Source organism: Novosphingobium sp. ZW T3_23 (genome assembly GCF_044987305.1).
Taxonomy (GTDB): Bacteria; Pseudomonadota; Alphaproteobacteria; order Sphingomonadales; family Sphingomonadaceae; genus Novosphingobium.
In genome coordinates this window covers 94200-107294 of sequence record NZ_JBJDRF010000011.1, presented here as the reverse complement: position 1 = coordinate 107294, position 13095 = coordinate 94200, and the positions used below count along the sequence as shown (strand labels likewise).

Annotated in this window: 12 protein-coding genes and 3 tRNA genes; 9 read left to right on the top strand and 6 right to left on the bottom strand. The window is 63.8% G+C overall.

The features are described from left to right. A partial coding sequence (locus ACI3K3_RS08920) for a hypothetical protein (RefSeq protein ID WP_404913232.1) occupies positions 1-384 on the bottom strand: 384 nt, incomplete at its 3' end. Between the two features lie 196 nt (positions 385-580). Here ACI3K3_RS08920 and ACI3K3_RS08915 point away from each other — a divergent pair. From ACI3K3_RS08915 to prsR, 5 genes are all read left to right on the top strand, one after another. Then, positions 581-1141, top strand: coding sequence for a hypothetical protein (locus ACI3K3_RS08915; protein ID WP_404913231.1), 561 nt, complete (start codon positions 581-583; stop codon positions 1139-1141). Further along, positions 1138-1311, top strand: a complete 174-nt coding sequence (locus ACI3K3_RS08910) for a hypothetical protein (protein WP_404913230.1) — start codon at positions 1138-1140, stop codon at positions 1309-1311. Before ACI3K3_RS08915 ends, ACI3K3_RS08910 begins: the two co-directional genes overlap by 4 nt. A 167-nt stretch (positions 1312-1478) precedes the next feature. Beyond that, positions 1479-2864 (top strand): TIGR03013 family XrtA/PEP-CTERM system glycosyltransferase, encoded by a 1386-nt coding sequence (locus ACI3K3_RS08905; protein ID WP_404913229.1) that lies wholly within the window; start codon positions 1479-1481, stop codon positions 2862-2864. Positions 2865-2902: 38 nt separating this feature from the next. Next, entirely contained in the window at positions 2903-5050 is a 2148-nt protein-coding gene (gene prsK / locus ACI3K3_RS08900; protein WP_404913228.1) for an XrtA/PEP-CTERM system histidine kinase PrsK, read from the top strand. Between the two features lie 2 nt (positions 5051-5052). Next, entirely contained in the window at positions 5053-6417 is a 1365-nt protein-coding gene (gene prsR, locus ACI3K3_RS08895; RefSeq protein ID WP_404913227.1) for a PEP-CTERM-box response regulator transcription factor, read from the top strand. A gap of 56 nt (positions 6418-6473) precedes the next feature. On the opposite strand, the gene panB is transcribed toward prsR, so the two are convergent. After that, on the bottom strand, positions 6474-7343 hold the full coding sequence (gene panB / locus ACI3K3_RS08890) for a 3-methyl-2-oxobutanoate hydroxymethyltransferase (RefSeq protein WP_404913226.1): 870 nt from the start codon (positions 7341-7343) through the stop codon (positions 6474-6476). A gap of 216 nt (positions 7344-7559) precedes the next feature. On the opposite strand from panB, the gene ACI3K3_RS08885 reads away from it, so the two are divergent. From ACI3K3_RS08885 to ACI3K3_RS08875, 3 genes are all read left to right on the top strand, one after another. Next, complete coding sequence (locus ACI3K3_RS08885; protein WP_404913225.1) at positions 7560-9077, top strand: amino acid permease; 1518 nt, start codon at positions 7560-7562, stop codon at positions 9075-9077. A 188-nt stretch (positions 9078-9265) separates the two neighbouring features. Then, positions 9266-9463, top strand: a complete 198-nt coding sequence (locus tag ACI3K3_RS08880) for a hypothetical protein (RefSeq protein WP_404913224.1) — start codon at positions 9266-9268, stop codon at positions 9461-9463. Positions 9464-9551: 88 nt separating this feature from the next. Further along, on the top strand, positions 9552-10244 hold the full coding sequence (locus tag ACI3K3_RS08875) for an extensin family protein (RefSeq protein ID WP_404913223.1): 693 nt from the start codon (positions 9552-9554) through the stop codon (positions 10242-10244). 29 nt (positions 10245-10273) lie between these two features. On the opposite strand, the gene ACI3K3_RS08870 is transcribed toward ACI3K3_RS08875, so the two are convergent. From ACI3K3_RS08870 to recJ, 4 genes are all read right to left on the bottom strand, one after another. Then, positions 10274-10348: transfer RNA gene (locus ACI3K3_RS08870), tRNA-Glu, on the bottom strand. A 35-nt stretch (positions 10349-10383) separates the two neighbouring features. After that, positions 10384-10458: transfer RNA gene (locus ACI3K3_RS08865), tRNA-Glu, on the bottom strand. A gap of 26 nt (positions 10459-10484) precedes the next feature. Continuing rightward, positions 10485-10559 (bottom strand) — tRNA-Glu (locus ACI3K3_RS08860). Between the two features lie 139 nt (positions 10560-10698). Then, entirely contained in the window at positions 10699-12501 is a 1803-nt protein-coding gene (recJ, locus tag ACI3K3_RS08855) for a single-stranded-DNA-specific exonuclease RecJ (RefSeq protein ID WP_404913222.1), read from the bottom strand. A gap of 124 nt (positions 12502-12625) precedes the next feature. Between recJ and ACI3K3_RS08850 the strand changes: the two genes are divergently transcribed. Then, positions 12626-13054, top strand: a complete 429-nt coding sequence (locus ACI3K3_RS08850) for an NAD(P)H-dependent oxidoreductase (protein ID WP_404913221.1) — start codon at positions 12626-12628, stop codon at positions 13052-13054. Positions 13055-13095: the final 41 nt, after the last annotated feature.

Here is a 13095-nt window from a genome sequence, read left to right as displayed (position 1 = left end):
CGACTCAAAATCGTTTGTCGAAAGGCGTGCCCGTTCGAGTCGGGCCAGGGGCACCACACAGCAAAAAGCCGCGAACCCACCAAGGGTTCGCGGCTTTTTGCTGTGTGATTTGTGCAAGGCGATGGCGGCAAGTGACCGGTCTGCGTTGCGTTCAATAGTGAACAAAAGCGTTGGGCCGCCTCGGCTTTTGGGGCTATCTCTTGGAAATGGACGGAATTTAACAGTTAAACACGGTGATTCCGCCGGTAATCTTTCTACACTGGTAACATCCTTGAAATTCCAGCGCGGCAACGCGGTGGCATGTCTGTCGTCCCTTGGGACGTGATCGACCTCGAGGTCTGCTGGAAGCCCGTTCCGAATCGAGGAGACGAGATTGCGGGGCATCGGTGGCCGATGGACCGCCGACGCGCTTCCAGCAGTTCCGGCCGGTCCCGCCTTCCGCTCCCTTTGCGGCAGAGCGAGGGTCCAGGAAGACCGCTGGAATTTGAACAGGTTTTTGGAGAGCCGCTTCGGGTCGCAACAAAGAAGCGCGTTTGCCAAATATCCCCCTCCGGACTAATAAGGTTCGGAGGGGGACGACATGGAACCCACCGCCGACGAATATCGCGACGCCCTATCGCGCGTCGTCGCTTCTTCTACTTTCCGGTCTTCGCCCAAGTTGGCGGAACTTCTGTCCTATCTCGTAGACCAAAAGCTATCCGGGCATGGTGACAGGCTGAAGGGTTATCCCATCGCGCTTGACGTCTTTGGACGCGGCGATGACTTCGACGCTTCTTCCGATTCGATCGTGCGGGTGCAGATGACCCGCCTGCGCAAGGCGCTGATCGAATACTACGTAGGAGAGGGTGCTGGCGATCCATGCCGCATCGTGGTGCCGCGCGGTTCCTATGCGCCAGTCCTGGAGCGTGTCGCGAAGGCGGTGTCGGAGCCACAGGGAGAAGCGCCCGATTTCCAACCGGACACGGTTCGACCGGCCCCCGATGGTCCTCGTAACGAGGATATCGTCCAGTCTTCCAGCGCACTCAATCTTAGGCGCCGTTCGTGGGGTTTCCTGGCGGCGCTGGCGCTCGCCGCCTCTCTCGTGATCATCTACTGGCCGGGGAGCGAGCGCGACGGCGTTCTGGTGCGTGCAAGTCGGTGATCTTCTGGATCGGCGGTGCAGACCCGCAGAAGATCGCAGCCGCGAAGGCGGGCGGCCCGGCGCTGCCCTCGCTTCACAGCCCGTTCTGGGCACCGCAGGCGGACAAGGTGATCGCGTCGGGCAGCGAGGCCCTGACGCTGACCGCCATGCGACTGATGGCTCGGAAATGATCCGGAATCTGTAATGCTGTCCGACGCTGCGGGAAGCAGGTGGTGGCGTCCGGCGAACTCTCGATCATCCGGATTTTTGGACCTGTGTCAGATTCACCGACAGTTTACGCCTTTATCCTAGAACGAAGGCATTGCCGGTTTCGGCTCGTAGAATGGCGGCCGCGACGATGATTCGTCTTTTCAAACACTACATTCCTCACGCCGTGGCCCTGCTGTGGCTGGTGGACATGCTTCTGCTGATCGGCGCGAATGAGCTTTCCTGGCGTCTGCGCGCCGGGCAGATCGGCATGGCGCTGGGAGATATCGGCGCGCGCATCGGGCTCCATGCCGGTTTTGCGATCGTTCTCTCGCTCTCGATGGTTGCGGTCGGTGTCTACGGTGCGGAAGCGCTGCGCTCGATGCGGTTCGCGGCAGCCCGCCTTCTGGTTGCCATATCCCTGGGCGTGATCGCGCTCGCATTCTTCGATTTCGTGTTCGCGGCGCAGAACTTCTGGCGCTCCACTCTGGCCTATTCCATGGGCATCGCCATCGTGCTGCTGGTGGCGAACCGCCTCCTGCTCGGAGCCTTCCTGGGAACGTCGGCGTTCCGTCGCCGCGTTCTGGTGCTGGGCGCGGGCGGACGGGCACAGCGGGTGCGGGAACTGGCGGATCGGCCGGAAAGCGGCTTCGTCATCGTCGGCTATATCTGCATGAGCGAAGGCACACCAACGATCGAGGAATCGATCCCCCGCGCGGCCATCAACAACCTTACCCGTTATGTGGACAATCTGGGCGTCACGGAAGTCGTCCTGGCCCTGGAAGAACGCAGAAATGCCCTGCCTCTCAAGGACTTGCTCCGGATCAAGACCACGGGCGTCCACGTCAACGAATTCTCCAGCTTCCTGGAGCGGGAGACGGGGCGGGTCGATCTCGACACGGTCAATCCCAGCTGGTTGATCTTCTCCGACGGCTTTTCCTCGGGTCGGATGATTTCCAGCGTGGCGAAGCGACTGTTCGACATTCTCGCCAGCGCCGTGGTGCTTTGCCTGACGATGCCGATCATCCTGCTCTTCGCCCTGCTGGTGAAGATCGATAGCCGCGGTCCTGCCTTCTACCGGCAGCAGCGGGTCGGATTGTTCGGAGAGAACTTCGACGTCATCAAGCTGCGTTCGATGCGCACCGACGCGGAAGCGGCGGGGGCGCAGTGGGCGGCCAAGGACGATCCCCGCGTCACCCGTGTCGGGCGCTTTATCCGCAAGGTCCGCGTGGACGAACTGCCGCAGGCCTGGAGCGTTCTCAAGGGCGAGATGAGCTTCGTGGGCCCGCGTCCTGAACGTCCGCAGTTCGTGGCCGAACTGGAAGAGCAGCTGCGCTATTACGCCGAGAGGCACATGGTGAAGCCGGGCATAACCGGCTGGGCACAGATCAACTATCCCTACGGTGCCTCGATAGAGGATTCCCGCCACAAGCTGGAATATGACCTCTACTACGCCAAGAACTATACGCCGTTCCTGGATCTGATCATCATTCTCCAGACCCTGCGCGTCGTTCTCTGGAGCGAGGGCGCCCGATGAGCCCCGCACCTTGAGCCCCGCACCTTGAGCCTCCTGCCGTGAGCATCGCACCCTCTCTGGACGCCTGGCGGACGATCGGCATCGTGTTTGACCTGGCCGGCGCCATAGCCGTTGCCAGCCTTGCCCTCTGGCTCTGGCCGAGGCGCGCGCGCTTCGATGCGGCAGGCGCAAGCGTGGTTGCGTCCCTGTTGTTCACCGCCGGATGGTGCGTGGCTGCGGCGACGACGGCAACGATGACTGGCCAGGCGCCGATCCTTGCTTCCTTTGCCGAAAGCCTTCGCAACCTTGCATGGCTGGCGGTGATCTATCGGCTGTTCGCAGGCGACGGGCGTCATTCCAGCCTTGCCCCGATCCGCCCCGTCATCCTGGCCCTTGCCTTCGTGGGTGTGCTGCACCTCGGCCTGGCACTGGCCTTGTCCTATGTGCCGGAAACGGGTGGAGCGGTGATCCGCGCCTTCGAGATCGAGGTCATGCTGCGTCTGCTCGTGGCGGTGGGCGGGCTGGTGCTGGTCCACAACCTCTATGCCGGCGCGCCCCGCGAACTCCGCCCTGCGCTGCGCTGGCCGACGATCGGACTGGCCATCCTGTGGTCGTTCGACCTCAATCTCTACACCGTCGCCTATCTCGCCCGAAGCTGGCCTGGCGAAATCGCCGCCTTGCGCGGCGGGGCGGCACTGGCGTTGGCCGCATGCCTGGCGATCGCCGCCTCGCGCAATCGCGACGAACTGCGGCTCAAGCCATCGCGCGCGGTGACGTTTCAGACGTTCTCGCTACTGGTCATCGGCGTCTATCTCGTCGCCATGGTCGCCGTCGCGCAGTGGCTTTCCTATGTCGGAGGCAACTTCGCGCGGCTGATAGAGATGGCCTTCCTCACGTTCGCCAGTGCCTTCGCGCTGGTGGTGCTGCCCTCGCGCCGGGTTCGCGGCTGGCTGAAGGTCATCCTCGCCAAGCACTTCTTCCAGCATCGCTACGATTATCGCGAGGAGTGGCTGCGCTTCACCCGCACGATCGGCAGGAACGACGACGCGACATCGCCTCTGGGAGAGCGGGTGATCCAGTCGGTGGCGGATATCACCGACAGTCCCGCCGGCCTCCTGCTGACGCCGGGCGAACAGGGCGACCTGACGCTCGCGGCGCGATGGAACTGGCCGGATGTGGAGGTGCCCGCCACGGCCTTTCCGGCCGCGATGCTCGGACTGTTCGAGCAGGCAAGCTATATCGCCGATATCGACGATCTGCGCGACGGATTTTCTGCGCACCCCATCGACCTGCAAGTGTCTGACTGGCTGCGTGACGAACGGCGGGCCTGGGCGCTGGTGCCGCTGGTTCACTACGAGCGCCTGGTCGGAATGGTCGTGCTCGCCCGCCCGGCCATGGCACGCAAATTCGACTGGGAGGATTTCGACCTGCTGCGCGTGATCGGCCAGCAGCTCGCCAGCTATCTGGCCGAGAATGCCAGCCAGGAAGCCCTTGCGGAATCCAGCCGGTTCGAGGATTTCCACCGCCGCATGGCTTTCGTGATGCACGATATCAAGAACCTGGCCAGCCAGTTCAGCCTCCTTGCGCGCAATGCCGAGCTTCATGCCGACAAACCCGAATTCCGCGCCGACATGCTGATCACTCTGCGCAATTCCTCGGACAAGCTGAATGCCTTGTTGTCGCGCTTGTCGCGCTATGGCGCCGGGGCGGTGGACCGGCTCGAAACGGTACGGGCGGGTGACGTCCTGCGCGGCGCCGTCGCCCGGTTCAGCGGCAGTCCCCAGGTCGTCCTGTCCGAAGTCCAGGATCTCTTCGCGACGGCGAACGGCCATTCGCTCGAACAGGTTCTGGTGCATCTCGTGCAGAACGCCCTCGATGCGAGCCGGGCCGACAGTCCGGTGCTGGTTTCCCTCCGTGTGGACGGGCTGTTCGCCCGGTTCGAAGTAGTCGATTCCGGCACGGGGATGTCGGCCGAATTCGTGCGTCACCGTCTGTTCAAGCCATTCGTGTCCACCAAGAGCGGCGGTTTCGGGATCGGGGCGTTCGAGGCGCGCGAATTGGTGAAGGCCATGAAGGGGCGGCTGGACGTCGAATCCCGCGAAGGGTTGGGCTCCCGTTTCATCGTCCGCATTCCACTGGCTCTGTCGAGCGGTATCGGCGCCGGCGCGCCATTCGACAGCACCTCCCAGGACCAGAAAGTAGCCTGACAATGACCGAGACCCGACCCAAGCTGCTCGTCATCGAGGACGATCCCGGCCTCCAGGCGCAGCTTAAGTGGGCTTACGAGGATTTCGACGTCATCGTTGCCGGAGACAGGGCCTCGGCGTTGACGCTGCTCCGTGCGGAAATGCCGGACGTGGTGACCCTCGATCTCGGCCTGCCGCCAGATCCCGACGGCACGACGGAGGGCTTCGCGGTGCTGGACGAGATCATGGCGCTGAAACCGGGCACCAAGGTGATCGTCGCATCGGGCCACGGCGCGCGGGAATCGGCGCTCCAGGCCATCGCGCGCGGCGCCTACGACTTCTATCCGAAGCCGGTGGATATCGATGCGCTGGGGCTGATCGTGCGGCGGGCCTTGCAGCTGCACCGGCTTGAGGAGGAAAACCGCCGCCTGGCCTCACGGGCCGAGAAGGACGAGAAAGTCCTTGGCAGGCTGATCACCACCGCGCCGGAAATGCTCCGCGTGGCGCGCACCATCGAGCGTGTGGCCAACACCAATGTTTCCGTCATGCTCCTCGGCGCGAGCGGCACCGGCAAGGAGCTGCTGGCCCGGGGGCTCCACGAAGCGAGCGATCGGGCCAAGCGCGAATTCGTGGCGATCAATTGCGCGGCGATTCCGGAAAACCTGCTCGAAAGCGAATTGTTCGGGCATGAGAAGGGTGCCTTCACGGGAGCCGTAAAGACGACGCCGGGCAAGATCGAGTTGGCGGCCGGCGGCACGCTTTTCCTCGACGAGGTGGGTGACATTCCGCTTCAGCTTCAGGTCAAGCTCCTGCGGTTCCTTCAGGAACGGGTGATCGAGCGGGTCGGATCGCGCGAATCGATACCGGTGGACACGCGCATCGTCTGCGCCACGCACCAGGATCTGGAGGCGATGATCGGGGAAGGGCGCTTTCGAGAGGACCTGTTCTATCGCCTGGCGGAAATCGTGGTGCGGATTCCCAGTCTTTCCGAACGTCCGGGAGACGCCGCCCTGCTGGCCAAGGCCTTCCTCCATCGCCATGCCAGGGACATGAACCCGAGCGTGCGCGGCTTCGCGGCCGATGCGCTGGCGGCGATCGATGCCTGGCACTGGCCGGGCAACGTTCGCGAATTGGAGAACCGGGTGAAGCGCGCCGTGATCATGGCGGATGAGAAGCTGGTCGGGGCCGCCGATCTCGACCTTGCCGATCCCGACGAGCAAGTGATCAACGCCCTGAACCTCAAGTCCGCGCGCGAACAGGCCGACCGCAAGGTCATCCGCCATGCCCTTGCGCGAAGCGAAGGAAATATCTCCAGCACCGCCAAGATGCTGGGGATCAGCCGCCCCACGCTCTACGACCTGCTGAAGCAGTACGACCTGCAGAACTGAGCCGTTGCGCGGGGAACCGAGCCGGTCCCCGCGCCTGGTTCACAGTTTTGGGCCGATTATTTGGGCTGATAGGTCTGATCCGGTCCAGGGAAGTTGCGGGCGCGGACTTCCTCGGCGTACTTGGCCGCCGCTTCCGAAACCAGTCCCGCCATGTCGGCATAACGCTTCACGAACCGGGGAACGCGGTCGAACATGCCCAGCATGTCCTCGGCAACCAGCACCTGACCGTCGCACTGCGCCGAGGCGCCGATGCCGATCACCGGGATGTCGAGGCTGTGTGTAAGCGAAATGGCGATCGGTTCGACCACCCCCTCGACGACCACCGAGAAGGCTCCTGCATCGGCCACCGCCTTGCCGTCGGAAACGATCTTGGCATGTTCTTCCTGGCTGCGCCCACGCGCTCCATAGCCGCCCAGTGCGTTGACCGCCTGCGGCGTGAGGCCGATATGCGCCATGACGGGGATGCCGCGCTGCGTGAGGAAGGCGATCGTTTCCGCCATGGCGATGCCGCCCTCGAGCTTGACGGCCGCGCAGCCGGTCTCGGCCATGATCCGCGCCGCAGAAGCAAAGGCCTGCTGCGGGCTTTCCTCGTAGGAGCCGAAAGGCATGTCGACCACGACGAGCGAGTGGTAGCTGCCGCGCACCACTGCGGCTCCGTGCGCGATCATCATGTCGAGCGTGACGGGCAGGGTGGAGGGCAGCCCGTAGATCACCTGGGCAAGCGAGTCTCCCACCAGCAGTATGTCGCAATGCTGGTCGAGAAGCTGGGCCTGGCGTGCCGTGTAGGCCGTCAGCATGACGAGCGGCTCGACGGTTTTCCCTTCCACCTTGCGGCGTTGAATGGCGGGAACCGTCAGGCGCTTCATCGGCGCGGGCGTGGGATTGGCGCGACTTGTCGCGGTATCGAGCTGAAAGGTCGTGGACATGCCCCGCTTCTAGCGCGGGGTTTGCAGATGCGCAAAAGTGCATTTTCAATGCCGATGGCCTGAACAGCGCAACGTCGCCGTGTTTTCGGGCACATCGCAACGCCCGGTTCCCATGGGCCAATTTCAGCAAAGCCGGGGAGCCAGAAGCGTTAGGGCTTGCCAAGGCGCGGCAGCCCGCTAGCGTCACGCCATAAAAGGAATTCAGGGGTCCACCGCATGTTCGGACGCGTTAAGCCGCTCGACGCCATTCTGGCGACGGCGGAAAAGAAATCTCTTCACAGGTCGCTGGGTGCGTTCCAGCTGACGATGCTGGGCATCGGCGCCGTTATCGGCACGGGTATTTTCGTTCTCACCGCCGAGGCGGCGCAGAAAGCCGGGCCCGGCATGATGCTGTCCTTCGTGATCGCCGGCTTCGTCTGCGGGGTAGCGGCGCTTTGCTACGCCGAGATGGCAGCCATGGTGCCGGTCTCGGGCTCGGCCTATACCTACAGCTACGCCGTCATGGGCGAAACCGTCGCCTGGATGGTCGGTTGGGCGCTGATCCTCGAATATGCGATTGCCGCGGGCGCTGTGTCCGTCGGTTGGTCGGGTTACTTCGTGGGCTGGCTCAACAGCAGTTTCGGCATGAACATTCCGCTCGATTTCGTGCGCGGGCCGTTCGACGGAGGCGTGATCAACATCCCCGCGATGCTGATCGCGGCTGCCGTCACCGCTCTCCTCATCAAGGGCACGAAGGAAAGCGCCACGGTCAACGCGGTGCTCGTGGGCATCAAGATCCTGGCGCTCGTCATGTTCGTCGTGCTGACGATCCCCGTTATCAGCAGCGGCCAGTTCAAGCCCTTCGCGCCGCTCGGCTTCGCCGGCATCTCCAGCGCCGCCGCTTCGATCTTCTTCGCCTATGTCGGCTTCGACGCCGTATCGACGGCGGCCGAGGAAACCCGGAACCCGCAGCGCAACATGCCCATCGGCCTGATCGGCAGCCTTGGCATCTGCACGATCTTCTACATGCTGGTCGCATCGGGCGTGATCGGCACCGTGGGCGCCCAGCCGGTACTCGATGCCAATGGCGTTGCATTGTCGCCGGGCACGCCGGAACTGTCGCAGGCCTGCGCCGCCATTCACGAGAATGCCGTGGTCTGCTCTAAGGAAGCGCTTGCCTGGACCTTGCGCCAGGTCGGCTATCCCATGGTGGGCTGGCTGGTCGGCGCCGCCGCGATCATCGCGCTGCCTTCCGTCATCCTCATGATGATGTTCGGCCAGACCCGCATCTTCTTCGTGATGAGCCGCGACGGCCTGCTGCCGGAGTTCTTCTCGAAGGTGCACCCGCGCTTTCACACGCCGCATGTCATAACGCTGCTCACCGGCCTGTTCGTGACGCTGTTCGCGGCATTCTTCCCGGTTGGCTTGCTGGCGGACGTTTCGAACTCCGGCACGCTGTTCGCCTTCGCCGCAGTGTCGATCGCGGTGATGGTGCTCCGCAAGACGGACCCGACCCGCAAGCGCCCGTTCCGCACGCCGGGCGTGATGCTGACCGCGCCGCTGGCCATTGCCGGATGCATCTATTTGTTCTTCAGCCTCTCGTTCCAGACCATCTCGCTGTTCGTGGGTTGGGCACTTCTGGGGCTGATCGTCTACTACACCTACAGCCGCTCGCGCAGCCATGTAGGCCGCGGACTGATCGAGACGCATGAAGTCGATGCCGATGCGCCGCCGCAGCCGGTCCCGCCGGTCTGACACGAAGCGACAGCATCAAAGGGAAGGGGAGCCATCGTGCTCCCCTTTTTTTGTGCCCGCAGCCCATCCACAGTTCAGCCCCAGCTTGTGCCCGAGTTTCCCACAGGGTTGTAAAAGGCGGGAGTAGGAGGAAATTTACCTCTCTCGGGCAGAATTCCCACAGGGCCATAGAAAACTCGAGCGTCACCATGTCAGCCATCAAGGCACTGATTCCCGGCTTCCTGCTTACCTGGATCGTCTCCCTGATCATCGGATCGCAGGGATCGCGCGGAGGCCTGCTCGACATTACGCATACCTTTTATCAAGGCCACGAACTCTACTGGTCCTGGCCCCTGTTCTGCGGTGCCACAGGACTGGCCTGGGCGCTGTTCGCGATGATGGAGTGACGGCCTGACGGACTTGGCAGACTGACGGGAGCCGGCGACCCGCCAGAGCGTTGCTCCGGAGATGTCCTTCGCGTTTGACCGTTATGTCGTGGCCGCACTTCTGCTTGCATGCGTGCTCCTGGCCGGCAGGGGCTGGTTGCGCGAGCATCCGGGATACGATCCCTGGGCGCCGCTTACGCTTGACGAGAAGCCGGGGTGGGCGACCCCGCGCAAGTTTATGGCGGTCAGGACCGATCGCGCGATGTGCAGAGGCTTTCTGGAGCGTAGCGGGATCGACGTGACGGCGTTACCGCCGACAGGCAGCGGAACGTGCCGTCGCGATGATCGCAAGCGCCTGGCTGCTCTTCAGGCCTTCGATGTCAGCCTTTCTCCGCCTTCAGCAGAGGCCACTTGCGCAGTAGATGCGGGATTGGCCTGGTGGCTGCGCAAAGGTGTCCAGCCGCAGGCGGAGGCGATCCTGGGCGCCAGGATCGTTCGGATCGAACAACTCGGCACCTATAATTGCCGACGTATCGGCAATGGCGATAGCGGATCCTGGAGCGAGCATGCGACAGGCAATGCCATAGACGTTTCCGCCTTCATCCTCGCGGACGGCAGGCGCATCGGCGTTCGCAGGGGATGGAAGGGATCCGTGGAGGAAAGCGCTTTCCTTCATGCCGTGCGCGATTCGGCATGCACGGCCTTCGCTACCGTGCTCTCTCCGGACTACAATGCGGCACATGCCGATCATCTGCATCTGGATCAGGCGATCAGGTCCGGTGGCTGGCGTGCTTGTCGCTGATGTGAAGGGGAGGCTATTGCCTGAGCTTCTGGTGACCCCTACGGGAATCGAACCCGTGTTTCAGCCGTGAGAGGGCCGCGTCCTAACCGCTAGACGAAGGGGCCGTAGAGCCAGAATGTCCGCGCGTGGCGGTAAAAAATGGTGACCCCTACGGGAATCGAACCCGTGTTTCAGCCGTGAAAGGGCCGCGTCCTAACCGCTAGACGAAGGGGCCATGAAGCCATTTTATCTGCCACCGGATGGTGACCCCTACGGGAATCGAACCCGTGTTTCAGCCGTGAAAGGGCCGCGTCCTAACCGCTAGACGAAGGGGCCGTACCGGGTTGCGCCGGAGGCAGGACCGGCCCTCTAGCGGGGGTCCGATGGGGGGTCAACCCCCTCATAGCGAATAATTTGAACTCTCTATGACATGCCTTGCAGGGACCGGCGCGGCCGGTGCCGAAATTCGCAGATTTCAGGCTGCAAAGGCTGCGTCGTCGATGTGAAGTTCGGCTTGCGGGCGGCTGCCCCAGTCGTCGATCTTGGCGCGTCCGGCCAGCCAGAGCCTGCGCCCTTGCGAGGCGTGCAGCAGGGCTTGCCCCATCTCCGTTTCGGCAGACCGGAAGGCCATGGCCTTGAAGCGACCGCCATCCTGCCCTCCGACGATCAGGCGAACATGGTCCACACCGACGATGTCCGCCTTGATGACATGGACAGGCCCCACGGCGACGCGCGGTCCGGGCCAGCCCATGCCGAAAGGACCGGCACTTTCGAGCTTCTCTACAAGCTCCGGCGTCAATCCGCGCGGGGCAAGCGCCAGGTCCAGCTGCATCGACTGGCTGGCACTGGCGCGGGACACTTCGGAGGCAAGGAGCGAATCCAGCCATTCGGCGAGGGCATCAAGCTTGTCAGGCGCCACGGTGAGGCCGGCGGCCATGGCGTGGCCGCCGCCGGCAACCAGCAGGCCGGCCTGGCGGGCGGCGATGATGGCCGCGCCAAGGTCGACGCCGGGGATCGAGCGGCCGGAACCCTTGCCGTTGCCGGCTTCGTCGGCATCCATGGCGATCACGAGCGTCGGCTTTCCGGTCTTTTCCTTGATCCGGCCCGCGACGATGCCGATCACCCCCGGATGCCACCCGGCCCCGGAAAGAACCATGACCGAGCGGTTGTGCTGTCGCTCGATCTGGGCTTCGGCCGCTTCCTGCACGACCTGCTCGATACCGCGTCGCTCGTCGTTGAGGCGTGAAAGTTGAGCGGCGATGCTCTGGGCCTCATCGGGGTCGGTCGTCGTCAGCAGGCGTACCCCCAGTGTGGCTTCTCCCACGCGGCCGCCGGCGTTGACGCGCGGTCCCAGCGCGAAACCGAGATCCGAACAGGTGGGGGCCCGGCTGAGGCGGCTTGCATCGATCAGCGCGGCCATGCCGATGTTGTCGCGCCTGGCCATGACCTTGAGGCCCTGTGCCACGAGCGCCCTGTTGAGGCCGTGCAACGCGGCAACGTCCGCCACCGTTCCCAAGGCGACAAGATCCAGCAGCGCGAAAAGATCGGGCTCGCGTCGTTGCTCGAAGAACCCCTGGCGACGCAAGGTTCGCACCGTCGCTATCGCGAGCAGGAATGCGACGCCGACAGCGGCGAGATGGCCGTGTCCGGCGGCGATCTCGCTCTCGTCGAGGCGGTTGGGATTGACCAGTGCGGCGGCGCGCGGAAGCTCTGGCGCACACTTGTGGTGATCCACCACGATCACGTCGACGCCCGCGCCATGCGCCATTTCAAGCGCTTCATGCGCCATGGCGCCGCAATCGACGGTGACGATGAGGCTGGATCCTTCCCCTGCGATCCGCACGAGCGCCTCGCCGCTGGGGCCGTATCCTTCGAGCAGGCGGTCGGGGATGTAGTATTTCGCGTCGTGCCCGAGGCCCCGCAGAAGCAGGATCAGCAGGGCGGCGCTGGTGGCGCCGTCGACGTCGTAATCTCCATAGACCGTCATCGTCTCGCCGGTCATCACGGCCTGGGCGAGCCGTTCCGCGGCGGCATCCATATCCCGGAATTCAGAAGGGTCGGGCAGGAAGGCACGCAGCGAAGGAGAGCGATGGCGCTCCAGATCGTCGCGGGGAACGCCGCGAGACAGCAGGATCTGGGTGACGATGTCATCCTCAAGCCCGCCGGCACCTGCCGATGCGCTGTCGGAGATGTCCATGTTGCCCCCACGCCAGCGCCAGGCCTTGCCGGTGAGGGAACGATCGATGCCGAATACGGAAGTAACATGTCGCGAAGCCATGGCGATCGGATTAGACTAAGCCGGGGGCCGGGAAAAGGTCGCGGGCGACATCAGCGCCGGACGAAGGGGAGAAGGGTCGATGTTGGCGATAATCTGGCACAGCCGCACCGGCGCATCGCGCGCCATGGCGGCGGCTATTGCCGAGGGTGCCGGTGAAGGGGCGGTACTGCTGACCGCAGCCGAATCCATGCCGGCGCTCTTGCTGGGCGCGGAGGGCTTTGTGTTCGTCTGTCCCGAAAACCTGGGAACCATGTCCGGTCATATGAAGGAAATGTTCGATCGTTGCTATTATCCCCTGCTCGGTCGTGTCGAAGGGCGACCTTACGCCACGGCAATCTCCGCCGGATCGGATGGCACTGGCGCCTGTTCCCAGATCGATCGCATCGTGACAGGCTGGCGGCTCCGGCGGATGGCGGAGCCCTTGATAGTCAACCTGGGGGCGCAGACCCCGGAGCAAATTCGTTCCGAAAAGACCGTTTCGGAACATGACCTCGGGCTCTGTCGTGACTTGGGATCTGCCTTTGCGGAAGGCTTGCGGATGGGCATCTTCTGAAGATGAAACCGTTCCGGTTGCATTAGTTAGCCAACGGACTC

Coding starts and splice junctions, on each gene's coding strand:
- ACI3K3_RS08915 (WP_404913231.1), top strand. CDS start 581: ATGGAACCCACCGCCGACGAATATCGCGACGCCCTATCGCGCGTCGTC.
- ACI3K3_RS08850 (WP_404913221.1), top strand. CDS start 12,626: ATGGCGGCGGCTATTGCCGAGGGTGCCGGTGAAGGGGCGGTACTGCTG.
- ACI3K3_RS08905 (WP_404913229.1), top strand. CDS start 1,479: ATGATTCGTCTTTTCAAACACTACATTCCTCACGCCGTGGCCCTGCTG.
- panB (WP_404913226.1), bottom strand. CDS start 7,343: ATGTCCACGACCTTTCAGCTCGATACCGCGACAAGTCGCGCCAATCCC.
- ACI3K3_RS08885 (WP_404913225.1), top strand. CDS start 7,560: ATGTTCGGACGCGTTAAGCCGCTCGACGCCATTCTGGCGACGGCGGAA.
- recJ (WP_404913222.1), bottom strand. CDS start 12,501: ATGGCTTCGCGACATGTTACTTCCGTATTCGGCATCGATCGTTCCCTC.
- prsR (WP_404913227.1), top strand. CDS start 5,053: ATGACCGAGACCCGACCCAAGCTGCTCGTCATCGAGGACGATCCCGGC.
- ACI3K3_RS08880 (WP_404913224.1), top strand. CDS start 9,266: ATGTCAGCCATCAAGGCACTGATTCCCGGCTTCCTGCTTACCTGGATC.